The sequence below is a fragment of the Glutamicibacter sp. JC586 genome (genome assembly GCF_009805585.1).
In the GTDB taxonomy this organism is placed as follows: Bacteria; Actinomycetota; Actinomycetes; order Actinomycetales; family Micrococcaceae; genus Glutamicibacter.
The window spans coordinates 142,097-165,755 of the sequence record NZ_VHIN01000022.1; the positions used below are offsets into that span (position 1 = coordinate 142,097).

A 23,659-nucleotide genomic window follows, 5' to 3' on the forward strand; every position below is an offset into this window, starting at 1 on the left:
CATTACCCATGTTCCCAATAGTCTGAATGTATCAATAATCGTGAATTGGTCACTGTTTTGACACATGGTTTGTGGCACTGGGTTTTGCGATTAAATGACCTTGAAAATCAGTTGAGTTTCAACTGTCGGCGTTTTTCGGCCAAGCCGTCGCATCGGAGTGTCATAAACGACCGTTAAAGGCGTGTCAATAAGGCAGGATGAGGGTGGTGACGAAGTGCCGGCGGGACTGCTCCAGCATTGCTGCGCATACGGTGACTTGCTTGCCTTCGGTCAACGCCGCGCCTTTCAGGATCCAATGCGATAACTAGGGTCCCGTCAATCAGTTATTTTCACGACTTGTGGCAGGTTGAAAGGTTGCTCGGGGTGGCAGAGCCAAAACTGCGCTCCATACCGAATTTCCACCGTGAAAAAGGATTCCAATGAGCCTCAGATTCCAGCAGTTTTTCAGTCGCTGGTCGACGGCATGCTAGTGGGCCTCTAGGCAATAGTAGGAGGCAAAAGCAATCTCGAATATTCCATGTTTGGTTAGGCTTGCAGGCAACGAGTTTTGTGTGCAAAAATTTCTTGTTGAATCTTTGGCTAATGAGCTAGATTTAGCCTAATCATCAATTTTTCGACACGGGACAAGACGGCTTTAGCGATCATCGCTAATCTATTCTGTTGTGAGGTTTTTGTGCCGATTCGCATTCTTTGAAGCAGGATAATTGAAAACTAAATTAGGCGCGGCAGTAATGTCCACGGCAATGATCACGGGATTGCTGCTTAGCGACCCGGCCGCAACTGCGGAAGTGATTTCAGAGGAAGGCGTTTCTACTCCAACGGAATGGTCAACGTCAGCGGACGCGCAGACGGCACCAGTTGTGTTTCAGTCTCCTGTAGTGAACGTTGTTGAATCCGAGAGAAGCATCCTTCCAGCTGAGTCTTCGGCGGCTGCTGACGATTCCGAGGTGGCCGAAGAATCAGAACCCACGGTGACGGAATCAGCTGCTTCGGCAGAATCTGACGTTACATCTGAGCTCACTGCTGAAGTTAGCAAGTCGGCCAAGGTCACCCACGAAGCCAATGAGGCTCAGGTTGAAGACTCAAATGAGGTCCCAGCGTCCGAGCCAGCTGCGGAACAAACCAAAACAGCTCAAGGGCCGGTGCAAAGAGTATCGGAACCAGTCGCCCCGGTGGCCAAGAGCGTGGCACCTGTTTCACCTGAGCCATCAATGGAATCCTTCACTTCCTCCGAGGTAGTTTCTCTGGATGACCGCTGGGAAGAAGTCGACGCATTGTTGCCTGATGGCGCTGAGGACTGGAGTGATGCTCAGTGGGAAGAATTTGAAAATTCCGAAGCTGGGCAAGAGTACATTCGACAGGTCGATGAGCTGTTGGCTGAGGAGTATTCGGCAGAGGATGACTTTGAACTAACTGAAGAAGAGCAGGCCGTTTGGGAATCACTTTTCGGTTCCCTTCCGGTGGAGAGCCTCGAATGGGATGAGGCCCAATGGGAAGAGTACTTCTACAGCGACTCTGGGGTTGAGCTCATCCTTCAGATGCTGCCAGTGATTGTTGACAGCATCGAAACTGACGAGGAAGCCGCGGATCTTCAGGAGTTCCTGGAGGATATTTTTGCCGATGATCCTGAACAGCTCGCGTACTACCTCGAACTGTATCTAGGTATCACGCCAGAAACCACAGGTGGCTCAAGTAGCGGACCTGAGACGGCTGAAGAGCCTGTCGCTTCAGAAAGCGCTCGTCCGGTAGCCGAAGCAGAGATCAAGCCTGCCGCGGCAATCAGTAAGTCGATTGTCAGCAAGGCCAAATCGGTGAAGAAGCCAACGCAGGCTAGCGTAGCTGAAACACCTGTTCTTGCTGACACCGGCTTTGGCGGCGCTTGGGCCGTAGGACTCGGTGCGCTGCTGGCCCTCGCGGGTGCCGTATTTGTGGCGCGCTCCCGCAAGGCTTCTGCGAAGTAGTCCACGCATAAACGCGTGAATTAAATAGCTGATGCTGGGAACCACCGACGGGTGGTTCCCAGCATCAGCTATTTGCCTATTAGTGCCCTAAATGCGAGTCGGCATTCAAGTGGTGCCACGAACGGTTGTGGTAAACCAAAGCGTCACCAAGCTCGCCTGGCTGGGCGTCTCGTGCGATGTGTGACTGCAGTCCGCGAGCCACGATGACCGTTGAAGTCCCTGCCTGGATGCGTTCCACTACTTCACAACGTACCCAAGCGCGCACGTTGTCAAAGACTGTTTCTCCGGTGCTCAATCGAGTCCACGTTTGGTCCTGCGCAAAACGATTAATACCGCTGGTAGCGCCCAATTTTGCTAATTCAATGTCGTGGACATCCAAGGAATGAACAACGACTGTCTGAGCACGAGAGAGTACGTCAGAGGCAGAAGAGAGTGCCGAGATTGAGAAGACCAGTAATGGCGGATCTACGCTGATTGACGCCACCGATGTTGCGGTCAGGGCAACCGGCCCGTCTCCAGCATCGGCCGTAATGACACTGACCCCGCCGGGGTGCCCACGAAAGACTGCTTTGAAGTCTTCTGCTGGCAGTGAGTCGGTTGCGTCAATCGTGACTTTAGACGCTGGCACCGACAAGCTCCTCGCGCAGTACAGCGGCTCCGGCGCTCAACGCACTGAGCTTTTCCAGTGCAACCTTGCGTGGGAATGGCGCCATGCCACAGTTAGTGCTGGCAATGAGCTTGTCGGCATCTACAAATTCCAGTGCCTTACGCAGAGTCTGTGCGACCTCATCTGGGGTTTCCACGGTTTCGCTGGCCACGTCGATAGCACCGAGCATGACTTTCTTGCCACGCACCATTTCAACAACTTCAATGGGCACATTCGAGTGGTGGGATTCCAGCGAAACAGTATCGATGGTTGAAGCCTGCAGAAGTGGGAACGACTTCTCGTAGTGGCGCCACTGTGCGCCCAAGGTAGCCTTCCAATCGTTGTTGGCCTTGATGCCGTAACCGAAGCAAATATGAGCAACAGTTTCAGCCTTGAGTCCTTCGCAAGCGCGCTCCAGAGCGGCGATTCCCCAGTCAGCAACTTCGTCAAAGAAGACGTTGAAGGCTGGCTCATCAAACTGGATGACATCCACGCCAGCAGCTTCGAGTTCCTTGGCTTCCTGGTTCAGAATGGTGGCGAACTCCCAAGCCAGCTTTTCGCGGCTCTGGTAGTGAGCATCATACAAGGTATCAACCATGGTCATTGGGCCAGGCAAGGTCCACTTGATCTGCTTATCGGTAAATGAACGTAAGACCTTTGCGTCCTCAACAAAGACTGGCTTTTCGCGCTCTACGGCACCCACTACGGTAGGCACGCTAGCGTCATAACGGTTACGAATACGCACGGTTTCACGCTTTTCGAAATCAACACCGCTCAGGTGCTCGATAAAGGTGGTCACGAAGTGCTGACGAGTCTGTTCACCGTCGCTGATGATGTCAATGCCACGCTGAGTTTGTTCCAAGACAGCTGCACGCATCGCGTCGTGCTTACCTTCGGTCAGCTCGCTGCCCGAAAGCTTCCAATCGGACCAGAGGACCTCGGGCTGTGCAAGCCATGAAGGCTTAGGTAGGCTGCCGACAATTGAGGTGGGGATTAGCTTTGAAGTCATTATTTGTCTCTCGATTCTTAGGCGACTGGCAGTGGACAAGTCGCGGAGAATTGGGTCAGTAATTCTTTATTTGGTGCGATGAAGTGCTCTTGGGTGTACTTACCCTGGCTGGCACCCAGGCGGGTGCGTTCTTCACGGTCATATTCAATGCGAGTTGGAGCGAAGTCCTGTGCGCTCAAGGATGGGCGGTAGACCGAAGGAGCCACCGAGTTGCCGTTATAGATCTCCGGGCGGTAGATCTTCTGGAAGGTCTCCATGGTGCTGATCAAGCTGATCAACTGCAGGTTGGTGTAGTCATTGAGTAAGTCACCGCGGAAGTAGAAAGCAAGTGGGGCTACCGCGCCGGCAGGCATAAAGTAACGAACCTTCAGGCCCATCTTGCCGAAGTAGGTATCGGTCAAAGAATGCTCATCCTGTTGGTATTCCAGGCCGAGCACTGGGTGGCTGTTGCCCGAGCGGTAGTAAGTCTTGGAGGTGGAGACGCTGATGCAAACCACTGGCAGCTGGTTAAAGCGCTCTTTATAAGCTTCAGAATCCAAGAAATGTTGGAAAAGTTGTCCATGAAGGTCACCGAAATCTTCACGTAACTTTGGTGCGCCGGAGTCGTTGGCGGCTGCTGCAAGCACCACACTGAAGTCGTAATCGCGAACGTAGGAGGAGAAATTATTGCCGACCATTCCGTGGGTTCGGGTGCCGGTGAGGCGGTCCACAATGGTGGTGTCTAGAACCTCAAGAAGTGGGAATTGCTGCTCTACACCTTCGCGGGTGTAGTGCACGTTGGCGGAGATGATTTCTAGCTCCAGCTCGTAGCGGTCGCCTTCAAGATTGTCCCAGTGAGCCAGCGAATTGAAGCGGCGATTGATCATCGTCAGGGCGTTGCGCAGGTTCTGCTGACGGTGCTCACCACGGGCCAGATTCGCGAAGTTTGTGGTGGTGCGCGAATCGGTTGAGGGGGTGTAGTTTTCGTCAAATTTGGTCGTGCTGATGCTGAAGCTGAATTCGTCTGCCATGATGGCCAATCTCTTGCTGGGGCCTTGCGCAGGCCGGGAGTAGGTCGATGCGTCCATCATGCAGTCTCAAAATTGATATCAGGTAACTCGATATAACTATGGATTGATATAGACTCAAACTATGGTTCAGGGAACGCATGGTCTAACACTCCAACATTTGAGGTACTTCACCGCAGTCGCTGCCGAGGGGTCAATCTCCGCTGCAGCCGATCTGCTTTACGTCGCTCAGCCGAGTATGTCCGCGGCCATGAAAGAGCTCGAATCACGGGTGGGACGCACCTTGCTGGTCCGTTCACCTAGGGGAGTGGCACTGACCGCCGAAGGCGCGGAATTCCTCGGCTATGCCCGGCAGGTCCTGGAACAGGTAGAACTTCTAGAGCACCGCTACCTCGGCCGGCCCTCAGTTCGACGACTACTCGGTGTCTCCACCCAGCACTACTCGTTCGCAGTCGATGCTTTTGTGCGCATGGTCCAAGCCAGCGGAGCCGAGGAGTATCAGTTTTCGTTGCGCGAGACCCGCACCGAGGAGATCATTGAAGACGTACGCACCCTACGTAGTGACATCGGGATCCTGTACCGCAACGACTTCAACCGCAAAGTCATCGACAAGCTTTTGCGTGAATCACGACTGGTGTTCCACCCACTGTTCTTGGCTGACCCGCACATTTTCATTTCCCGCACCAACCCCCTGGCCAGCCGGAAGAAGGCCACGCTGGAAGACCTTGAGGATTTACCGCGGCTCACCTTCGACCAGGGAGCGAACAACCCGTTCTACTTCGCCGAAGAGGTACTCTCCACCCGCTCAAGCCAACGTGAAATTCAGGTCTCGGACCGCGCCACCATCTTCAACCTGATGATCGGTCTGGGCGGATACACCATCTCCACCGGCATCATCAGCGACGAACTTGACCCGTCTATCGTTGCTATCCCGCTGGACATTGATGAGCGCATTGAGATCGGCTGGATCGATCACGCCGGAATTCCACTGACCGAGCAAGCCCAGCGTTACCTGGCTGAAGTACGTGCCGTGGTGGCCAGTTTCGACGTCGAGGTACTGGGCTAAAACTGTAATACTCTGTCATCTTCACCCTTCGTGGCGTCATAAATTTGGCCTAAATCCTTGAAAATTCAGGCTTCTCCACTCCTTAGCTCTGTCATAAAGGGGTCTGGGACACAGCGTCATCATGACAATTTCGCGACATATGAAGCGCGGTGGCCTTCTATGAAGCCCGAGCTTCAATAGCGCTTGCATCGATAAATGCTCATGGCCAACCATGGAATAACAACAACCCATCAAGAGCGACTAAGAGATCTGGCTCGTTGACGTCGCAGCAACCATCGGGGAACCGAAAGGTGCTAATGCCAGAGACGATGGAGCAGTCCCGAACGCTTACCTAGCGCACTGTGCCTCGTACCCGTTCGGTACGATTCATAGTTCGGTGCACTCCCTCGCTGAGAAACGAGAGGAAGCCATGAGCCAAGGAACCGACGCGATCCACGCAGGTTACCGTCCGAGCGGAGATTTCCGCCCGATGGTGCCACCGCTATACAACTCCGCTGCGTATCAGTTTGAGTCCCACGCAGAAGCGATTGAAAAATTCGCTTTGCGTCAATCTGGCTTCACCTACTCACGCACCGGCAACCCGACCGTTTCAATCCTTGAACAGCGTGTGGCTGCCCTTGAATGCGGTGCCCAAGCGGTCGCCACCGCCTCCGGCCAGTCCGCCGTGGCCCTGTCGCTATTGGCCCTGACCCAGGGGCCGAAGCACATTGTTGCTTCCTCCTCTCTCTACGGTGGCACCGTTGATTTGTTCACCGACACCTTCGCTGACTTCGGTATCCGCGTCAGCTTTGTTGACCAAGCTGATCCTTTGGCTTGGGCAGCTGCTATCGAGTCCGACACCCGCGCGTTCTTCCTGGAGTCGGTCTCCAACCCGCTGTGTACAGTGGCTGATCTTCCCGCCATCTCAGCTATCGCCCACGAACACAACATCCCGGTGGTCGTGGATAACACCCTGGCTACTCCACTGAACATTCGCCCACTCGACTTTGGTGCGGACATCGTGGTGCACTCAGCCACCAAGGGCTTGGCCGGACACGGTTCGGTCTTGGGCGGCATCGTGGTGGACTCGGGCAAGTTCGATTTCTCCGACGCTACTCGTTGGCCACAAATCGCCGCACCCCGCGTACGACTGAATAACACTTCGCTACTGGAACGTCACGGATCAGCGGCCTACGCCATGCTGGTTCGCTCCAAATTCCTGCACGATCTGGGTCCGGCTCTGGCACCAGCCAGCGCCCAAGGCATCTTGGCCGGCATCGAAACTTTGCCGGTGCGCGCCGCGCACGTGCAGCGCAGCGTGACTTCATTGATTGAAGGCTTGTCCGCTCATCCGGGCATCGCTGGCATCCATCACCCGTCCCTGCCGTCGCACCCAAGTTACGAGCTGGCCGCCAAGCTGACCCCCAAGGGTACCGGTTGTGTGCTGGCCATCGAACTGGCCCACCCATCTTTGGTCTCCGCTGTCATTGATTCGCTGAAGTTCATTTCACTGGCCGCCAATGTGGGCGATACCCGCACCATGATTTCGCACCCGGCCACCATGACCCACTGCCGACTCTCAGCTTCCCAACTGGCCGATGCCGGACTGAACACTTCCACCCTGCGCCTGTCGGTCGGGCTCGAAGACCCTGCCGACCTGCTTGCCGATATCACCCAGGCCCTTGACGCTGCCCTCGAGCAAGCTCTGGCCCCACAAACTCAAGGAGCATAATGACTGGCTTCAACACCCAGGCCGTACACGCCGGCCAGGAAAAAGACCCACACACCGGCGCGGTCGTCCCACCGATCTACCAGACCAGCACCTTCATTCAAGACGGTATTAACGTCCTGCGAACCGGGCATGAATACTCCCGAGGCTCCAACCCAACCCGCGATGGTTTCCAAGCTCAGCTCACCGCACTAGAAGGTGGCGCCGCCGGTTTCGCTTTCGCCTCGGGCATCGCTGCCGAAGACGCCCTACTGCGCGCGGTACTGGAACCGGGCGATCACATCATCCTCGGCGCCGACGGATACGGCGGCACCAACCGGTTGATCTCCAAGCTACACAGCAAATGGGGCATCACCTCCTCGGCGGTGGACATCACCAACCTGGATTCGGTACGTGCTGCCGTGCAGCCAAACACCGCACTATTGTGGGTCGAGACCCCGTCCAACCCACTACTGGGCGTCGCCGATCTGGCCGGATGGGCTGAAATCGCCCGCGAGCACGGCGCCCTGCTGGTGGTGGATAATACTTTTGCTACTCCTTATCTACAGCGCCCACTAGATTTTGGCGCCCACGCGGTGGTGCACTCCACCACCAAGTACATTGGCGGGCACTCCGACGTATTAGGTGGCGCGGTGATTGTGGCCGACCACATCTTCCGCGGGCAGTGCCTGGCCGAAGCCGTGGGCTACCAGCAGTTCGCTGGGGGAGCGGTGGCCGGACCGCAGGATTCCTACCTGGCCGCCCGCGGACTGAAAACCCTGGGCCTGCGCATGGAACGCCACTGCGCCTCAGCTGATGCCCTGGCCCGCTGGCTTGATGCCCAGCCTGAAGTTACCCGCGTGTACTACCCGGGCCTAGAATCCCACCCGGGGCATGAATTGGCTGCCCGACAGCAACGCGGATTTGGTGGCATCGTCTCGGTGGCCTTGACCGATGAAGCAGCAGCCCGCGCCTTCGCCGAGTCCATGGAGTACTTCCAGCTCTCGGTCTCCCTAGGTGGAGTCGAATCCTTGGTCTGTTACCCGCGCGAAATGACCCACGCTTCGCTGATTGGTACCCCATTGGAAATCCCAGCCAATCTGGTCCGCCTCTCGGTGGGTATCGAAGAGGTCGAAGATCTCATCGCTGACCTTTCCCGTGGCTTAGTTGCCGCCCGTACCGCTTCGGCTGGAGCCGCGTCTCGGACAGCGTCATCTCTCAATGCGTCCGAAAAGACTCTGGAAACCGCTCGATAATTTCGAACCGCGATTATCGGGCGGCACCACCCTTCCCACAGCAATAGTTAATAGGGAAGGGTGGAGACATGATCGGAATTCTTAATCGGCTCATCGAGCACATCGAGGCGAACCTGCGTACGCAGATCAACCTCGCTGATTTGGCGCGTGCTGAAGGCACGACCGAATATCACGTGCGCCGGATGTTCTCCTCGCTGGCCGGCATGTCGGTCTCCGAGTACATTCGCCGCCGGCGCATGACCCAAGCCGCCGCGGACTTGCTGGCCGGTGATGATCTGCTATCCATCGCGATCCGCTACGACTATGGTTCGGCCGAAGCTTTTTCTCGCGCCTTCCGCGCTGTGCATGGCGCGTCCGTGGCAGAGATCCGCGAGCATGGTGGCCCCCTTCGAAGCCAACCAATTATCAGGTTCAGCCTGCACGTTGAAGGGAAACAGCCCATGGATGCACGAATAGTAGAACGAGATGACTTCCAGCTCATCGGATATGCCGCACAGGTCCCGCTGATCCATCAGGGACCCAACCCGCACATCCAAAACCACATCGCCTCCATCCCGGTGGCCGAGCACGCCCGGCTCAAATCACTCTCCTCGGCCGATCCGGCTGGGCTGCTGCAGGTCAGTGACCAGGTCGACCCGGACTACCAAGAAGGCAGTGAGCTGACCTACCTGCACGGGGTCGCGGTGCCTGAGGGCCCGGTGCCCGAAGACCTCGACGCCATCGAGGTTCTGGCCGGTCACTGGGTGGTCTTCCGCGTAAGCGGTCCCTACCCTGCGGCCTTGCAAGAACTCTGGGCGGCCACCGCCACCTCGTGGTTCCCGTCCAACCCGTGGCGTCTACGTCCGGGCCCGTCCATTGTCGCCGTGCTCGATCGGGCCGCCGACTTCAGCTCCGCTACCTGTGAGCTCTGGCTTCCGGTGGAAGCGGCCTAAGTTTATCCACACCTTGTGCTGGCATGCCCCACGGATCCCTTCCGCGGGGCATGCTCGTATCTATGGACACAGCACAGGCGCTCAAGAACTTGGTCGAGGCGGGCGAACTCATCGCCTCGGCTAACGCTGTGCTTGCCACCGCCGATCTTCCACCAGGCCACGCCGCCTACTACGCCTTGCTTACCGAGCACACCGCTCAGCATCAAATGCGCGCGCAGATTCAGGCTGCCGACGCTTTACGCCGCACCGGCGCTCACAAACTTGACCAGGCGTCCTTCCAAGCCATCACCGACGCCGGCACCAACCCCACACTGGCTCAAATTCACGCTGCCGAAGGCCACACCACCACCGGGCGCACCCACTTCAAAAGTGCCACTTCGCTGATGTATGACTGGTTGGACATCCCGCGCAGCACCGCCGGTGCCCGCATGGTCCTGGCCGACTGCCTGATAGGCGGTGTTGATGAGGCCGGCCAACGCACCGAACCCTGGCTGCCTGAACTCGCCCAAGAGTTTGCCGATCCATCGGTTGACCCACAGCCCGTAGCCGCCACGGCTACCAAACTCCATTCCGCGCGCAAAGATTTGGGCACAGGCAAGGCCGGTCAAAAGAAAAAAGAGCAACTCCAGGCCGACGCCATGGCTTTCCTACGCTCTGAACCCAAGTCCGCCCGCAAGCACATCAGTGACCTCGTCTCTGAAGTCAAAGCCGGCAAACGCCCACTCAAAGCCCTGCTTGATAGCATTGGCATCTTCAAACGAGGCATGCGCCATGGCCTAGTGGAGTACGTCCTGCGTCTCTTGCCCTCACAAGCTGCCTTTATCGAGGCCTATCTGGCCACATTGGATAACCCCGCCACGGTGGCCGGGAATCGCGAACGGCTCAAGGACGCCGAATCTCAATTCACCGGTGAACCCAGCGACTGGGACGATGAGGAGTCGATGCCCGAATGGGCCGGCGGCTCCCCGCCGGGAGCCCCGCCCGACGGGAATGCAACCGGCGCGAATGAGGCCGAGGCTGAACCGGAGGATACCGAGCGATCTCAGTTGGCACCCGAGGTCTGGGAAGATATGAAGCCCGAACGTCGCCGGTTGACCGGATTGATGGCTCTGCTGATGACCAAGTCATCGGGCTCAGAGTTACCATCAACCCAAGTGAGCATCGTGATGAACTGGGAAAAGATGCAAAGCCAAGCCCAGGATTTTGCGGTCAGCTCCACGGGCATACCGCTGACCCCAGGCGAAGCAAGGGCCGCATTGTGTAACGCCGGCATCTACCCGGTGGTACTCAGTGGCGCCTCGCTACCCTTGGACCTTGGTCGAAGCCAACGCTTATTCTCCAAGGCCCAAGGTCGAGCCATCCGCGCCGCCTACCGAGGCTGTTCCTACCCGGGCTGCTCCATGCCCGCCAGCCGCTGCGAACTGGACCACCTGGACCCATGGGAGAAAGGCGGGCGCACGGACATCGCCTCGGCGGACTTGAACTGCCCGATCCACCACATCGCCCGGCACTGCTCGCTCTTCCGGACGGTCAAAATCCCCGGCAGCCGTCCACTTGTCTTGCTCTCCCGGGAACTGGACCCCGAACAGAAATTGCGGATCAACACCTATTTCATGACGCCGAGCCAGGCCCTGGAAGCTGAAGCTATGGCAGAGTCGATGACCGCCCGTTGGCGTGCAGGAGAGCTAGAGGTGGAATTCGCTGCTAGTTAGCCGCCAGGTGCTTGGCCGAGAGCTCTAGGTAGTGCTCTGCGTTCACCTTCAACCCGGCGACTTCCGCCTCGGTCAGTTCACGGCGGACTTTGGCCGGAACTCCGGCGACCAGTGACCGTGGGGGAACCTGGGTGCCCTCCAGCACCAGTGCGCCGGCAGCCACCAGCGACTGCTCACCGATCACCGCGTCATTCATGATGGTCGCGCTCATGCCCACTAAACAGCCATCACCCACGGTGGCCCCGTGCACTACCGCGGAGTGCCCCACCGAGACGCCCGCACCCAAAGTGCAGGGGTAACCGGCATCGGCGTGTAGCACCACGTTGTCCTGCAAATTGGTGCCTTCGCCCACGCGAATGGCCGCCGAATCCCCGCGCACCGATACCCCGTAGAAGGCGCTGGACTGATCCGCGAGCACTACATCCCCGCTGAGCACGGCGGTTGGTGCAACAAATACGTTCTCGCCGACCTGTGGGGTCGTCCCATCAATAGTAATAATGTGGCTCATGCCACCTAACTCTATCCGGAGAAGACGATGGTGCGCTGCCCGTCGAGCATCACGCGACGCTCGGCATGCCACTGCACCGCGCGAGTCAGGGTACGACCTTCCACGCTGCGCCCCAGCTCCACCAACTGCTCGGCGGTACGGGTGTGCGAGACGTGGGTGACTTCCTGATCGATGATTGGCCCCTCATCCAGATCCGCGGTGACGTAGTGCGCGGTGGCGCCGATCAGCTTCACGCCGCGCGCGTAGGCCTGGTGGTAAGGCTTGGCGCCCTTGAATGACGGCAGGAAGGAGTGGTGAATGTTGATCACGCGCCCCTCCATCTTCTCGCACAGTGAGTCGGAGAGGATCTGCATGTAGCGGGCGAGCACCACCAGTTCGATGTCATGCTCTTCGGCCAGCTTCAGCAACTCCGCTTCAGCTTCTGCCTTGTTCTCTTTGGTCACCGGCAGGTGTACAAAGTCCACCCCGTAGAAGTCTGCCATGGGTTTCAAATCCAGGTGGTTGGAGACGATCACCGGCACCTCGATGGCCAGGGTTCCGGCCCGCTGGGCGAAGAGCAAGTCGTTCAGTGCGTGCCCGGCCTTGGAGCACATGATCATGGTGCGTACCCGATCACCGGCGTCAGCCACCGAGAGGTCCATCTCGAATTGCTCGCCAATAGGAGATAGGCCGGCACGCGTAGCTTCCAGCGACTGTTCGGTGTCCACCGCGATGCGCATGAAGAACGTGCCGGTCTCAGGGGAGAGGAACTGCTGAGACTCGGTGATGTTACAACCGGCACCCAGCAGACCTCCCGAAATCGCGTGGACAATGCCGGGGCGGTCAAGACAAGACAGGGTGACGATGTACTGGTTCATGAATTCTAAGGTAGCGCCCGCCAACAATTTTCTACCAATTCAGTGAGCTACGTTGCGTCCACCGACAGCCCAGCAAGGTATTTTGAAGCCGCCAGTGCCGCCTTGCGCCCGGCCCGCGTGGCACCCAGTGTGGAGGCCGAGGCGCCGTAGCCGACAAGAAACATCCCCGGCATCGCCGCGGCGCTCACACCATCCTCCGCCATCACGATCCCACCGGCCGCGGTATGCAGTTTCAACTCACGCAAATGCCGATGCGCGTGCCTAAACCCGGTGGCCCAGAGAATCGCGTCAATCTGTTCCCGCGAGCCATCGGTAAACACCACCGCGTCAGACTCCAAGCGGGCGATCTTCCCCCGCGAAATCAGCGCCCCGGAGGCAATCCCGGCCCGCATCTTCGCATTGAGCAACAGCCCGGTGGTCCCCACGACCGACTTGGGCGGCAACCCGGCCCGAGTGCGCTCATTGACCTGACGCTCTACTTCCAGACCCCATTCGGTGCCGACAGAATCCCGCCAATCCGGCGCACTACGAGTGGACCAGAGCGTGTCGATCCCGGCCTCACGCAGTTGCACGATGAACTGGGTGGCACTGGCCCCAGCACCCACCACCAACACCCGCTTGCCCGCAAACTGTGAAGGCGCAACAAACCCATTGGTATGTACCTGCAACCCGTCAAAGTGCCCGGGATAGACCGGCCAGAACGGATTGGTCCAGGTGCCGGTGGCGTTAATAATGGTGCGGGCGGTATAAACCTGATCGGCGTGCACCTCAAAGTGGCCGTCCACCTGCCGTACCGTGCTGACCGTGGAGCCATGTTTCACCGGCAGGTTACAGCGCCGCTCATATTCTCCGTAGTACTCCTTAACCACGGCAGAAGCTGGACGCGTTGAGTCTTGAACTTGTAGCGGGAAATCAGGCAACGGGTGAATGTGGTGTGCGGCGCCTAAGGTGAGCGAGTCCCAGCGGTTTTGCCACGCGCCCCCGGGCCCGGAGTTCGCATCGAGCACCAAAAAGTCCACGCCGCGCTTGGCCAGATGGTAGGCGGCAGACAGGCCGGCCTGTCCGGCGCCGATCACAATTGTTGAGTACACGTCATAGGTAACCAAGTGGAACGCGCCCTGATTCCCGATACACTTAAACGCGTGACTGGCGTTAGGTGGGGAACCACCGGGGAGCTAATCGTGCGAGCCGCGCGCCTGGGTTTGCACACCACCCGCCTTGGCATCAAGGCGCCTACGGAAGGACACGCGTGAGCGCACGCATTCTCGACGGCAAGGCCACCGCGGCCAGAATCAAGCAGGAACTTGCTGAACGTGTGGCCAAGTTGAAGGCCGACGGTCACAGCACCGGGCTGGGCACCATTTTGGTGGGTAACGATCCGGGCTCCGCGTGGTACGTCGGCGGCAAGCACAAGGACTGCGCCGAGGTCGGCATCGAGTCCATCCGCGTGGATCTGCCCGAGGAAACCACTCAGGACGAGCTGCTCGCCAAGGTCAAGGAACTGAACGAAAACCCGGAGTGCACCGGCTACATTGTGCAGCTGCCCCTGCCTAAGCACATCGATCAGGACGTCATCCTGGAGGCCATGGATCCTGCCAAGGATGCCGATGGTCTGCACCCAATGAACCTCGGCCGCCTCGTGGCCAACGTGAACCGCCCGATGTCCTCGCCGCTGCCGTGCACCCCGCTGGGTTGTGTGGACCTGCTGGCTCGTCACGATATCGATCTGAACGGCAAGCACGTGCTGGTACTCGGTCGCGGCGTGACCATCGGCCGCCCGGTCGGCCTGCTGCTGACCCGCCGCAACGTCAACGCGACGGTCACCCTGGCGCACACCGGCACCACTAACCTTCCAGAACTTTTGGCGCAGGCCGATGTCGTCATCGCCGCCGCCGGAGTGCCTCACATCGTCAAGGCCGACGCCATCAAGCCTGGCGCGATCGTGCTCGACGTGGGCGTCTCCCGCGTGGACGGCAAGGTCACCGGCGATGTTGATCCGGCGGTAGCCGAGGTGGCCAGCTGGATCAGCCCGAACCCGGGTGGCGTGGGTCCGATGACCCGCGCGATGCTGCTGAATAACGTGGTGGAAGCCGCCGAGCGTAACGCTCGCTAAGCACCTTTAGCCCGCATTTCACGATGCGGGCTTTTGTGTACCCAACGTAAACGTCATAGTGGATGTTCCACTCGTCGGATAAAGTGAGGTGAGTCGGGTTTTCGGCCATCGCATCATCACTAAAGGGACACATGACACAGAATTACGAACAGAATGAACGCCCCATCCAGATTAACAACCACATCGTGGTGGTCAACCAGAAGAGCACTCTGCTGGCCTACGTGCTGTGGTTCTTCCTGGGCCAGCTAGGCATCCACAAGTTCTACCTCGGTCAGGTAGTGGCCGGCGTTGTTTACCTAGCACTGGGCATTATCGGCTGGGCGACAACATTCATCCTGATTGGCTGGGTGCCGTTGGCCGTGCTGTGGATCTTGCTGATTATCGACCTGTTCACGATCCCGGGCACCGTGCAGCGGATCAACCAGCAGGCGACTCGCTCGTTCCAGTAATCTCTTAAGACACAGCAGGGGTCCGCACACCGAGCGGACCCCTGCTGTGTCCTAACCTTTAAACCTCTTGAACCGTTTTCACTGACTCGACGGTGCGCTTATCGGTAATCAGGGCGCCCACTTCCTGCTCCGCCTGGTTGCGGAAGGACAAGTCGATTCCGGCGCGATCGCGAATCAGCGAGACCGCGGTGACGGAGGTGGCCACGACCACCAAGAGGTACACAGCCACCGCGGTGGTGCCGCCGGTGGCCTGCACCAGCGCCTGAGCGATGGTCGGAGCAAACGCGCCGCCCAGAATCGCGCCGATCGCGTAGGAGATGGACACCCCGGAGAAGCGTACCGAGGCGGGGAAGAGCTCGGAGTACAGGGCTGCCTGCGGGCCGTAGGTTAGATCCAGCCCGATAGAGAATAGAGCGAAATGCAGGTAGTACTGCGCCCAGAGCACCGGTTGGCCAAGCTTAAGCGCCCGCTGGAATTGGCGGACCTGGCTGCAGAACCACTGATCATTTACGAGCCCGAACCGACCACCAGCTCCAGCTCTTCGCCTCCCAGGGACTGACCCCAAAGATCGTCGCCTCCGTCCCGCAGATGATCCTGGTCTCCGCCATGGTCGGCCGCGGACTGGGCTACGGGTTACTCATGCGCCGGCCGAATAACACGCAGGTCTCCGTGGAGGGCCGACCGCTAGCTTTCCGCGAACTCAAAACCCCGAACTTCCTCAACGCAGTTGTGGCCATCACCCCGAACTCGGTGCGCATCCCGGCCCGCGTGCAGGCACTGATCGAGCACTGCCGCTGTGCAATGGCTGAATCCTGGTAGACGCAGGCGATAACTCGCGCGCATAATGGCCACATGATTGGCACATGGCAGGCCATGGTCATCGATTGTGAAGACCCCGATGCACTGGCCACATTCTACGAACAGCTTCTAGGCATGGTCCGGATCGATAACGAGCCGGACTGGGTATCGATCGGCGACGCCCCGGATCGGCCGGGGCTGGCCTTCCAAGCGGTCAGCCCGTACGTTGCCCCGCAGTGGCCCGGGCACATCCACCCGCAACAAGCCCACCTGGATGTGAAAGTCGCCGATTTGGACCTCGCCGAAGAACAGGTCCTGCACCTAGGCGCCCGCGCCACCGGCGAAGGCACCAAGACCTTCAGGGTGTACCTGGATCCGCAGGACCACCCTTTTTGCCTGGTGAGCTGGTAGCACCGTAGGCGATCTTCGCCGCCTGCCAGCGCGTGGAGACCCCCAGCTTAGCCAGCACCTGAGAGACATGGGACTTCACCGTGCTCTGCCCAATGCCCAAAAGTTGCGCCAATTGTGGGTTGCTCAAGCCCTGCGCCAGCCCGTCGAGTACCTCGCGCTCCCGGCCGGTTAAGTCATCGGGCAACGTGTAGTCGGTGTCCGAGGCCAGCGTTTGCGAAGCCAGCGCCCGGGACACAATCCGCGAGGTCACCTGCGGGTCGAGGACGGATTCGCCGCGCGCGGCGGCCCGCACGCCCATGATGATCGCCTCCGGTTCAGCGCTCTTGAGCAAGAACCCGTGTGCCCCGGCCTGTAACGCCCCAAAAAGGTACTGGTCATCATCAAAAGTCGTCAGCACCACCACCCGATAGCTCTCATGCAGCACCTTGGTGGCCTCAATGCCGTCGAGCCGCGGCATGCGCAGGTCCATCAAAATAACATCCGGGTTCAGCGCCCGAGCCATGGAAATCGCGCTACGCCCGTCACCAGCTTCCCCGACAACTTCCACATCCGCCGCCGCCTGCAATACCAACCTGATGCCCATACGCACGGTGGCATGGTCATCAACAATCAGTACTTTCATGCTTTCTCCGATACTGCAGGGAAGTGGACCGTGACCACAAACTCTGTGCCACGGTGTACCTTGAAGGACCCATTCAGGGCCTGCACGCGGGTGCGAATATTTTCTAGCCCGATCCCGGCCCCCGGCGCGGTGCTCGGATTGGCTACCACCGGGTTACGCGCCGTGATGGCCAAGTCCCCGTCCTGAATTACGCTCAGCTCCAAGGTCGTCCCGGCAGCATGCTTGGCGTGGTTGACCAGTAGTTCAGACACCGTGCGGTGCGCTGCGGTATGAACCGCCGGGCTAAAGTCTTGGGGATCAGCCACCTGATACTCCCAACGTACTTGGCTGCCGAACCCCGCCACCAGGTCCGGTAAATCCTCGATCCGTGCCTGCAATGCTGGCCCACCCTCGTGCAACATCCGCACCATCGCGACCATGTCCTCCAAACCAGACACGGACTCATCACGGATGCATTGAAGGGGTTCACGCACGGAATCTGGCGCGGAAGGAAGTAAGGCTCCGGAGAGCAGGGCGATAGACGAGAACCGGGCCGAGAGTACGTCGTGCATTTCACGGGCCAGTGCGGTGCGCTCCTGGACCCGCGAAAAATCATGCTCCGCCACCAACTGGTCCTCGCGTGCTACCGCAGCTAACTGCACCGCCTGTGTTCTTTGCGCTTCGGTTTTCGCCAGCTCCTTGGCGGTACGCACATTTTCCGCCCAGAGCATCGGAGTAAAAAGAATGAAACCGGCCATGAACAGGCTCAGGACTACCTCCTGCGGGTTCTGGGTGTTAAGCCACGTGGCGATCCCCAGCGCGAGGGAACCCAAACACAACAGCACTAGCCCGCAGGTTCGAAGCCGGGTGGAACCGAGCAGGAATAGGCCGAAGACGCATTCAAAGATCAGGAAGTAACCGCCTATACTCCCCACGAGCAGCAACCCGATGCCAGCGAGGAACATGATTACTGTGGCCGTAAGAAGCACTCGGCGACGAATCAGGATCGCAGCCAAACCGATGAGTAATAGGGGAATCCACTCGTAGCCGCGGATTGCGACAGAAGGGGAATTGACGATCCCGGAAAGGTGCAAGATGACGGTGAGCACTAGGTAAGTGCCGATGACCTCGGGTTCCTTATCTCCGCTGCCGATCCGTCGAATGAAGTTCATGCTTCCAGCATCCCCGAACTGTCGGTCATCAGGTATCCCCCTTAAGGAGGAGAAGGCACAGACCATTGGCCGATACCGCAAGCCCGAACAGCGTAGAACAGTGGAAGTCATGGACATCATGACGAGCAATCCCGAACTCTCCCTAGTCATCCTTGCGCTCATCGACTCGACCAGCATCGGCACCCTGATCATCCCGCTACTGCTCCTGCTGCGCGGGCGCCGTGAGGTGATCGCCAAGGTCATCATCTACCTGTTGGTGCTTGCCGGGTTCTACTGGGTGATCGGGGTGTTACTGCGTAGTGGGCTACTACTGATTGATCCCCGTATCTTTGAGCACCGTTTCTTCAGGATTTCAGGGGTGGTGCTCGGGGTGGTGATGATTATTTGGGCGTTAACCTACCGTACCGATGCGCAAAAGGAAGCTGACGCTCGGAAGAAAAATGGTGCCCTAAAGAAAACTGAGGGAACTAACAGTGCGCAAACACCGGTCGCCACCGAACAGCTCCCGCGACGCCTACACAGCCGTTTAGCAACTGCACTGGATACCCGCACGGGGTTGATCGCGCTGGCCCTATTCGCCGGACTCTTAGAACTTCCCACCATGCTTCCGTACCTAGCGGCCGTGGGCGTGATGCAAAGTACCGGCTGGGGCACCGGGGTGCAGCTGCTCGCACTGATCGGATACTGCCTGGTGATGATCGTCCCGGCACTGGTGCTGGTTGCCGCCCGTGCGCTCGCCGGTGAACGGATCGAAAACTGGATGCGCAAACTGGGGGAGAAGGCCGCACGCTACGCTCAAGAAACCCTCGGCTGGGTGGTGGGCATCGGTGGATACTTGTTGATTCGCGCCTGCCTTTCCGGGCAAGACCTGCAGAGCTTGTTCAACTAGGTGTTCGGCGAGCCACGCTGTGGGCGAAAGCGCGGGCGCTCAATTAGCGCACCGCGCGCCGGTGGTGCGAGAATTGAAGGTATGGAACCTCTAGGCAGCAGCGCGAAGCAGGGCAAAAAAATCACCCTCAACGCATCAACTTTGGCAATGTCCGTCATGGTCATTGTTTTTCTGGTGGCAGTTATCTTCGCCGCCAACTCCAATGCGATCGTCGGCTGGTTTGTCGTGATCATCTCCGCCGGTTGGCTGCTGCTGGCCGCCTTCATGATGTTTGGCCTCAAGCGCGGGGCGGATAAGATCAACAATTCGCTGCGCGAAGCCACCGCTGCGGCCACCCCGCGGGCCCAGTCCGGCACCGTGATCGTGGATGAATCCACCAGTCAGCGCGATATGAAGCTGGATCATTCCTTCAAGATCGTCCAGGTGCAGGCCCGGGTCATTTCCGAACAGCGTGAGGCGGCCATCGCCGAATCCGAGGGCATGATCGATCGGGCACTGGAGACGATCCAGATGACTGCCGCCAATGCGCGGGACATGATCAAGCCGGCCAAACCAATGGACGGCGAGATTATCGACTAAGCCAAAAGGGCAACGCACACGCGTTGCCCTTTTGTTTTCGGCTCAGGGGTGATCAGCACGTTTTCGGGCGCAGAGTTTTGTAAGCTTGAATGGTGATACCAACCAGCGTGGAAATTCTGAGCAAGAACGCCGGCGCCCTGCGCGTCGCCTCGGTCAACGTCAACGGCATTCGCGCCGCCTACCGCAAGGACATGGCCGCATGGGTCGCGGATCGTGACGTCGACATCCTGTGCCTGCAGGAGGTGCGCGCACCGGATAAGGTGATGCGCGAATTGATCGGCGATGGTTGGCATATTTTGCATGCCGAAGCCAAGGATAAAGGCCGCGCCGGAGTAGCGATCCTCTCCCGCGTTGAGCCAGTAGCAGTGCGTGAAAACATCGGCGACGAGTACTTTGCCGACTCCGGACGCTGGGTAGAAGCCGACTTCGAGGTCAACGGCGAAATCTTCACCGTGGTCTCCGCCTACGTACATTCCGGCGAGCTGGGCACGCAAAAGCAAGATGACAAGTACCGTTTCTTACAGCGCATGACCGAACACTTGCCACAGTTGGCAGCGCAGAAGGACCACGTGCTGGTAGTGGGCGACCTCAACGTCGTACACACCGAAAAGGACATTAAGAACTGGAAGCCGAACCACAATAAGCGCGCCGGCGTGATGGACGAGGAGATCGCCTACTTCGACGGCTTCTTCGGCGCGGTGGGCTACGTGGATGTGGCCCGTCAGCTGGCAGGCGACGCACAGGGCCCCTACACCTGGTGGTCCTACCGTGGGCAGGCCTTCGACAACGACGCCGGTTGGCGTATTGACTACCACATGGCCACCCCGGGCTTAGCCGAGAAGGCCATCAAGTCCCATGTTGACCGCGCCTCGGCCTATGACCTGCGCTTCTCCGACCACGCACCGCTGGTCGTCGACTACCAGTTTTAAGGAAACACCATGAAATCCCGCGTACTTTCGGGCATGCAGCCTTCGGGCGACTCACTACACCTAGGTAACTACCTCGGCGCGCTGGTCAACTGGGTCAAAACCCAGGACGAGTATGATGCGTTCTTCTTCATCCCTGACATGCACGCGATCACCGTGCAGCAGGATCCTGCCGAGCTGCGCGCCCGCACCCGCAAGACCGCCGCACAGTTCATTGCCGGCGGCATCGACCTGGACAAGACCACACTCTTCGTCCAGTCCCAGGTCCCCGAACATGCGCAGCTTGCTTGGGTACTGAACTGCATTACCGGTTTTGGTGAAGCCAGCCGCATGACCCAGTTTAAGGACAAGTCAGCCAAGGGTGGGGCCGATGCTTCCAGCGTGGGACTTTTCACCTACCCGATCTTGATGGCCGCAGACATTTTGCTCTACCAGCCACAGGGCGTTCCGGTGGGCGATGACCAGCGTCAGCATGTGGAGCTGGCCCGCGACCTGGCCAAGCGCTTCAACCACCGGTTTGGCGAAACCTTCACCGTGCCGGAGGCGTTCATCCCGAAGGAGGGCGCACGCATCTACGATCTGCAAAACCCTACCTCCAAGATGTCCAAGTCGGCCGAGTCGCCCGCTGGCCTGATCAACGTGTTGGACGAGCCGAAGCTGATCGCCAAGCGCATCAAGTCTGCGGTGACCGATACCGGTACCGTGATCGCCTACGACAAGAAGGAAAAGCCAGGGGTCTCCAACCTGCTGGACATCTTGGCCGCCGTGACCGAACGCCAAGTACCCGAGCTGGTCGAGGAGTTCGACGGCAAGATGTACGGCCACCTGAAGGTCGCCGTGGCAGACGCCGTAGTCGAGCGCCTGACTCCGATCCGCACGCGCACATTGGAGCTACTGGACGATCCGGCAGAGCTGGACCGTCTGTTGCTGGCCGGCGCTGCTAAGGCTCGCGAAGTGGCGTCGAAGACCGTGGCCGAAGTGTACGAGAAGGTCGGCTTCCTGCCGCCACTGGGGAACTAATGGAATACACCCTGGGCGTAGTGATCCCGGTGCCGCAACCGCACCGGGATACTCTGCGTGCCTGGCGCCAAGAATTTGGGGGAGAAGCCACCGCGCCGATTGCCCCGCATATCACCTTGGTGTCTGGGTCGTACCTGACGACCTGGGGTAAAGCGGCGGCGCACGTGCGCGACGTGGCCACCCGGATGCAGCCCTTCACCATCGAGCTGGGGGCGGCGCGGTCTTTCCGCCCTGCCAGCGACGTGGTGTACCTGCCGTTGCTCTCCGGCGCCGATCAGTGCTGGCAGCTGCACCAGCAGCTGCTCGGCGACGCCCTGCGCCACGAATCCTCCTTCGCCTACCATCCGCACCTGACCATCGCGCAGAACGTGCCAGCGCAGCACTTGGATGCCGCGCAGGCGGCCTTGTCCACGGTGGACATGGTGTTTGAGGCCGATCGGGTGCAGCTCTTCGATACCCGCGGCGGGCAATGGAACCTCAGCGAGGACATCGCACTCGGTGCCTAGCAAAAAACGCCAGCCTCTCGGCTGGCGTTTTTTCATTACTTGGCGCGGACGTTGGCTTCGATCTTCGCTCCGGTGTCGGCGTCGATGTTCTTCCAGTACTCGATCGCGTTGGACAGCACTGGCTCGATCACGCCGTCCAGCGCCCCGGTGACGGTTTCGACCAGCTCGGCGCGCTGTGCATCGTCCATCACTTCTCGGACCAGGATGCCGGGCTGGACGAAGTCCCCGTCGTCCTTGCGCAGCGTGTAGGCCTCGCGGACCAGCTCGCCGTCGGATTCGAAGGAGTTCTCCGCCGGACCGGTTTCATCGCTCCACGAGTCCCCGAAGGAGTTCGGCGCGTAGACGCTGCGATCGCCGGTGTGCTCGTAGGTCATATTCCCTTCGAAGTTGTACGAGTGCACCGGGCACTGTGGCTTATTGACCGGCAGCTGCTGGAAGTTGGTGCCGATGCGGTAGCGCTGAGCGTCCGCATAGGCGAAATTGCGGCCCAGCAGCATCTTGTCCGGGCTCATCCCCATGCCCGGGACCATGTTCCCCGGCGAGAACGCCGCCTGCTCGATCTGCGCGAAGAAGTTCTCCGGGTTCTTGTTCAGCGTCATCGTACCGACCTTGATCCGCGGATAGTCTTTCTTGGACCAAGTTTTCGTCAGATCGAAGGGATTGAAACGGTAGGTCTTCGCGTCCTCGTAGGGCATGACCTGCACGTACAGGTCCCACTGTGGGAAGTTGCCGGCCTTGATCGCCTCGAACAAATCGCGGCGGTGGAAGTCGGCGTCGGCCCCGGCCAGCTCCTCGGCCTGCGCACCGCGCATGGTCTCGAACTTCTCGGACTGCTTGTTCAGGAAGTGGTACTTGACCCAGAATTTCTCCCCGGCCGCGTTGACCCACATGTAGGTGTGCGAGCCGTAGCCGTTCATCTCGCGCCAGGTTTTCGGCAGGCCGCGCTGGCCCATGATGTAGGTGACCTGGTGGGCGGATTCGGGGTTCTGCGTCCAGAAGTCCCACTGCATGGTGCCATCGCGCAGCCCGGAATCGGGCAGCCGCTTCTGCGAGCGGATGAAGTGCGGGAACTTCATCGGGTCGCGGACAAAGAAGACCGGGGTGTTATTTCCGACCAGATCAAAATTGCCCTCGGTGGTGTAGAACTTCAGTGCGAAGCCGCGCACGTCGCGCCAGGTGTCGGGGGAGCCCAGCTCGCCAGCGACGGTGGAGAACCGGGCGAGCATGTCGGTTTTTACCCCGGGTTGAAACAGTGCCGCCTTGGTGTAGGCCGAGACATCCTCGGTGGTTTCAAAGACCCCGAAGGCCCCGGAGCCTTTGGCGTGCGGTCGACGTTCGGGCACGTTCATCCGGTTGAAATGTTGCAGGGTCTCAATCAGGTGGTGGTCGTGTAAAACGATGGGGCCATCTGCACCTACGGTGAGCGAGTTACGGTCGCTGACCGCCGGAATTCCGGCTTGAGTAGTTGAATCGGGTTTGTTGTTGGCCATTAGTACTCCTTAGCTCAAAGGGAAATAAGGCGAGTACTACCCATCGTGCCACGATCGGCGAAGG

At 59.3% G+C, this 23,659-nt stretch carries 23 protein-coding genes, 2 pseudogenes and 1 riboswitch; of the genes and pseudogenes, 15 read left to right on the plus strand and 10 right to left on the minus strand.

Annotated features, from left to right (window positions below; all coding sequences use genetic code 11):
• The first annotated feature begins 731 nt into the window (after positions 1-731).
• Positions 732-1,961 (plus strand): hypothetical protein, encoded by a 1,230-nt coding sequence (locus FJV47_RS14450; RefSeq protein WP_159614202.1) that lies wholly within the window; start codon positions 732-734, stop codon positions 1,959-1,961.
• A 79-nt stretch (positions 1,962-2,040) separates the two neighbouring features.
• Here FJV47_RS14450 and FJV47_RS14455 read toward each other — a convergent pair whose 3' ends face one another.
• From FJV47_RS14455 to FJV47_RS14465, 3 genes are read right to left on the minus strand one after another with little or no spacing between them, the layout of a single operon-like run.
• Complete coding sequence (locus tag FJV47_RS14455; RefSeq protein ID WP_235026483.1) at positions 2,041-2,589, minus strand: flavin reductase family protein; 549 nt, start codon at positions 2,587-2,589, stop codon at positions 2,041-2,043.
• Positions 2,576-3,616: a methionine synthase gene (locus FJV47_RS14460; protein WP_159614206.1), complete on the minus strand. Its 1,041-nt coding sequence runs from the start codon at positions 3,614-3,616 to the stop codon at positions 2,576-2,578. Before FJV47_RS14460 ends, FJV47_RS14455 begins: the two co-directional genes overlap by 14 nt.
• 17 nt (positions 3,617-3,633) lie before the next feature.
• Positions 3,634-4,626, minus strand: a complete 993-nt coding sequence (locus tag FJV47_RS14465; RefSeq protein WP_159614208.1) for a putative oxygenase MesX — start codon at positions 4,624-4,626, stop codon at positions 3,634-3,636.
• Between the two features lie 121 nt (positions 4,627-4,747).
• Between FJV47_RS14465 and FJV47_RS14470 the strand changes: the two genes are divergently transcribed.
• The 5 genes from FJV47_RS14470 (at position 4,748) to FJV47_RS14490 (ending at position 11,276) form a co-directional block, all read left to right on the plus strand.
• The gene (locus FJV47_RS14470) at positions 4,748-5,689 is read left to right on the plus strand and encodes a LysR family transcriptional regulator (protein ID WP_159614210.1); all 942 of its coding nucleotides are present in this window, start codon (positions 4,748-4,750) and stop codon (positions 5,687-5,689) included.
• A gap of 224 nt (positions 5,690-5,913) precedes the next feature.
• Positions 5,914-6,004: riboswitch (SAM riboswitch) on the plus strand.
• 94 nt (positions 6,005-6,098) lie between these two features.
• On the plus strand, positions 6,099-7,400 hold the full coding sequence (locus FJV47_RS14475; RefSeq protein ID WP_159614212.1) for an O-acetylhomoserine aminocarboxypropyltransferase/cysteine synthase family protein: 1,302 nt from the start codon (positions 6,099-6,101) through the stop codon (positions 7,398-7,400).
• The gene (locus tag FJV47_RS14480) at positions 7,400-8,632 is read left to right on the plus strand and encodes a cystathionine gamma-synthase (protein WP_159614214.1); all 1,233 of its coding nucleotides are present in this window, start codon (positions 7,400-7,402) and stop codon (positions 8,630-8,632) included. Before FJV47_RS14475 ends, FJV47_RS14480 begins: the two co-directional genes overlap by 1 nt.
• Before the next feature lie 68 nt (positions 8,633-8,700).
• Positions 8,701-9,564, plus strand: coding sequence for an AraC family transcriptional regulator (locus tag FJV47_RS14485; RefSeq protein ID WP_159614215.1), 864 nt, complete (start codon positions 8,701-8,703; stop codon positions 9,562-9,564).
• A gap of 62 nt (positions 9,565-9,626) precedes the next feature.
• Entirely contained in the window at positions 9,627-11,276 is a 1,650-nt protein-coding gene (locus FJV47_RS14490; RefSeq protein ID WP_235026484.1) for an HNH endonuclease signature motif containing protein, read from the plus strand.
• Here the strand turns inward: FJV47_RS14490 and FJV47_RS14495 are convergent.
• From FJV47_RS14495 to FJV47_RS14505, 3 genes are read right to left on the minus strand one after another with little or no spacing between them, the layout of a single operon-like run.
• The gene (locus FJV47_RS14495) at positions 11,269-11,784 is read right to left on the minus strand and encodes a gamma carbonic anhydrase family protein (RefSeq protein ID WP_159614217.1); all 516 of its coding nucleotides are present in this window, start codon (positions 11,782-11,784) and stop codon (positions 11,269-11,271) included. The genes FJV47_RS14490 and FJV47_RS14495 overlap by 8 nt on opposite strands.
• 11 nt (positions 11,785-11,795) lie before the next feature.
• A complete protein-coding gene (gene purU, locus FJV47_RS14500; protein WP_159614219.1) occupies positions 11,796-12,641 on the minus strand; it encodes a formyltetrahydrofolate deformylase in 846 nt (281 codons plus the stop codon).
• 47 nt (positions 12,642-12,688) lie between these two features.
• Positions 12,689-13,747, minus strand: a complete 1,059-nt coding sequence (locus FJV47_RS14505; RefSeq protein ID WP_159614221.1) for an FAD-dependent oxidoreductase — start codon at positions 13,745-13,747, stop codon at positions 12,689-12,691.
• A 143-nt stretch (positions 13,748-13,890) separates the two neighbouring features.
• On the opposite strand from FJV47_RS14505, the gene FJV47_RS14510 reads away from it, so the two are divergent.
• Together FJV47_RS14510 and FJV47_RS14515 are read left to right on the plus strand one after the other, a co-directional pair.
• Complete coding sequence (locus FJV47_RS14510) at positions 13,891-14,754, plus strand: bifunctional methylenetetrahydrofolate dehydrogenase/methenyltetrahydrofolate cyclohydrolase (protein WP_159614223.1); 864 nt, start codon at positions 13,891-13,893, stop codon at positions 14,752-14,754.
• Between the two features lie 131 nt (positions 14,755-14,885).
• On the plus strand, positions 14,886-15,203 hold the full coding sequence (locus FJV47_RS14515; RefSeq protein ID WP_159614225.1) for a TM2 domain-containing protein: 318 nt from the start codon (positions 14,886-14,888) through the stop codon (positions 15,201-15,203).
• 58 nt (positions 15,204-15,261) lie between these two features.
• Here FJV47_RS14515 and FJV47_RS14520 read toward each other — a convergent pair.
• Positions 15,262-15,693: pseudogene (locus FJV47_RS14520) on the minus strand (hypothetical protein); the annotation flags it as partial.
• Here FJV47_RS14520 and FJV47_RS14525 point away from each other — a divergent pair.
• Positions 15,622-16,022, plus strand: a pseudogene (locus tag FJV47_RS14525) (LysR substrate-binding domain-containing protein). The pseudogenes FJV47_RS14520 and FJV47_RS14525 sit on opposite strands and share 72 nt — an antisense overlap.
• Positions 16,023-16,055: 33 nt before the next feature.
• Positions 16,056-16,412: a VOC family protein gene (locus tag FJV47_RS14530; RefSeq protein WP_159614227.1), complete on the plus strand. Its 357-nt coding sequence runs from the start codon at positions 16,056-16,058 to the stop codon at positions 16,410-16,412.
• On the opposite strand, the gene FJV47_RS14535 is transcribed toward FJV47_RS14530, so the two are convergent.
• Positions 16,360-17,034 carry a response regulator transcription factor gene (locus FJV47_RS14535; protein ID WP_159614229.1) on the minus strand — a complete coding sequence of 225 codons (675 nt, stop codon included), beginning with the start codon at positions 17,032-17,034 and terminating at the stop codon, positions 16,360-16,362. The genes FJV47_RS14530 and FJV47_RS14535 overlap by 53 nt on opposite strands.
• Positions 17,031-18,185, minus strand: coding sequence for a sensor histidine kinase (locus FJV47_RS14540; RefSeq protein WP_159614231.1), 1,155 nt, complete (start codon positions 18,183-18,185; stop codon positions 17,031-17,033). The genes FJV47_RS14535 and FJV47_RS14540 overlap by 4 nt, the downstream gene beginning before the upstream one ends.
• 109 nt (positions 18,186-18,294) lie before the next feature.
• Between FJV47_RS14540 and FJV47_RS14545 the strand changes: the two genes are divergently transcribed.
• The 5 genes from FJV47_RS14545 to FJV47_RS14565 all read left to right on the plus strand — a co-directional run bounded on the left by FJV47_RS14545 (position 18,295) and on the right by FJV47_RS14565 (position 22,105).
• Positions 18,295-19,074 carry a GAP family protein gene (locus FJV47_RS14545; RefSeq protein WP_159614233.1) on the plus strand — a complete coding sequence of 260 codons (780 nt, stop codon included), beginning with the start codon at positions 18,295-18,297 and terminating at the stop codon, positions 19,072-19,074.
• 81 nt (positions 19,075-19,155) lie between these two features.
• Positions 19,156-19,653 carry a hypothetical protein gene (locus FJV47_RS14550; protein WP_159614235.1) on the plus strand — a complete coding sequence of 166 codons (498 nt, stop codon included), beginning with the start codon at positions 19,156-19,158 and terminating at the stop codon, positions 19,651-19,653.
• A gap of 89 nt (positions 19,654-19,742) precedes the next feature.
• Positions 19,743-20,582 carry an exodeoxyribonuclease III gene (locus FJV47_RS14555; protein WP_159614237.1) on the plus strand — a complete coding sequence of 280 codons (840 nt, stop codon included), beginning with the start codon at positions 19,743-19,745 and terminating at the stop codon, positions 20,580-20,582.
• Positions 20,583-20,591: 9 nt separating this feature from the next.
• Positions 20,592-21,599, plus strand: coding sequence for a tryptophan--tRNA ligase (trpS, locus tag FJV47_RS14560; protein ID WP_159614239.1), 1,008 nt, complete (start codon positions 20,592-20,594; stop codon positions 21,597-21,599).
• Complete coding sequence (locus FJV47_RS14565) at positions 21,599-22,105, plus strand: 2'-5' RNA ligase family protein (RefSeq protein ID WP_159614241.1); 507 nt, start codon at positions 21,599-21,601, stop codon at positions 22,103-22,105. Before trpS ends, FJV47_RS14565 begins: the two co-directional genes overlap by 1 nt.
• Before the next feature lie 35 nt (positions 22,106-22,140).
• Here the strand turns inward: FJV47_RS14565 and FJV47_RS14570 are convergent, their stop codons facing one another.
• A complete protein-coding gene (locus tag FJV47_RS14570; protein WP_159614243.1) occupies positions 22,141-23,595 on the minus strand; it encodes a catalase in 1,455 nt (484 codons plus the stop codon).
• Positions 23,596-23,659: the final 64 nt, after the last annotated feature.

Bases quoted from the DNA above. Each gene is read 5' to 3' on its own strand.
- FJV47_RS14545 (WP_159614233.1), top strand. From the start codon at position 18,295: ATGGACATCATGACGAGCAATCCCGAACTCTCCCTAGTCATCCTTGCG.
- FJV47_RS14530 (WP_159614227.1), top strand. From the start codon at position 16,056: ATGATTGGCACATGGCAGGCCATGGTCATCGATTGTGAAGACCCCGAT.
- FJV47_RS14450 (WP_159614202.1), top strand. From the start codon at position 732: ATGTCCACGGCAATGATCACGGGATTGCTGCTTAGCGACCCGGCCGCA.
- trpS (WP_159614239.1), top strand. From the start codon at position 20,592: ATGAAATCCCGCGTACTTTCGGGCATGCAGCCTTCGGGCGACTCACTA.
- FJV47_RS14495 (WP_159614217.1), bottom strand. From the start codon at position 11,784: ATGAGCCACATTATTACTATTGATGGGACGACCCCACAGGTCGGCGAG.
- FJV47_RS14515 (WP_159614225.1), top strand. From the start codon at position 14,886: ATGACACAGAATTACGAACAGAATGAACGCCCCATCCAGATTAACAAC.
- FJV47_RS14540 (WP_159614231.1), bottom strand. From the start codon at position 18,185: ATGAACTTCATTCGACGGATCGGCAGCGGAGATAAGGAACCCGAGGTC.
- purU (WP_159614219.1), bottom strand. From the start codon at position 12,641: ATGAACCAGTACATCGTCACCCTGTCTTGTCTTGACCGCCCCGGCATT.
- FJV47_RS14550 (WP_159614235.1), top strand. From the start codon at position 19,156: ATGGAACCTCTAGGCAGCAGCGCGAAGCAGGGCAAAAAAATCACCCTC.
- FJV47_RS14485 (WP_159614215.1), top strand. From the start codon at position 8,701: ATGATCGGAATTCTTAATCGGCTCATCGAGCACATCGAGGCGAACCTG.
- FJV47_RS14490 (WP_235026484.1), top strand. From the start codon at position 9,627: ATGGACACAGCACAGGCGCTCAAGAACTTGGTCGAGGCGGGCGAACTC.
- FJV47_RS14565 (WP_159614241.1), top strand. From the start codon at position 21,599: ATGGAATACACCCTGGGCGTAGTGATCCCGGTGCCGCAACCGCACCGG.
- FJV47_RS14475 (WP_159614212.1), top strand. From the start codon at position 6,099: ATGAGCCAAGGAACCGACGCGATCCACGCAGGTTACCGTCCGAGCGGA.
- FJV47_RS14470 (WP_159614210.1), top strand. From the start codon at position 4,748: ATGGTTCAGGGAACGCATGGTCTAACACTCCAACATTTGAGGTACTTC.
- FJV47_RS14460 (WP_159614206.1), bottom strand. From the start codon at position 3,616: ATGACTTCAAAGCTAATCCCCACCTCAATTGTCGGCAGCCTACCTAAG.
- FJV47_RS14570 (WP_159614243.1), bottom strand. From the start codon at position 23,595: ATGGCCAACAACAAACCCGATTCAACTACTCAAGCCGGAATTCCGGCG.
- FJV47_RS14465 (WP_159614208.1), bottom strand. From the start codon at position 4,626: ATGGCAGACGAATTCAGCTTCAGCATCAGCACGACCAAATTTGACGAA.
- FJV47_RS14480 (WP_159614214.1), top strand. From the start codon at position 7,400: ATGACTGGCTTCAACACCCAGGCCGTACACGCCGGCCAGGAAAAAGAC.
- FJV47_RS14535 (WP_159614229.1), bottom strand. From the start codon at position 17,034: ATGAAAGTACTGATTGTTGATGACCATGCCACCGTGCGTATGGGCATC.
- FJV47_RS14555 (WP_159614237.1), top strand. From the start codon at position 19,743: ATGGTGATACCAACCAGCGTGGAAATTCTGAGCAAGAACGCCGGCGCC.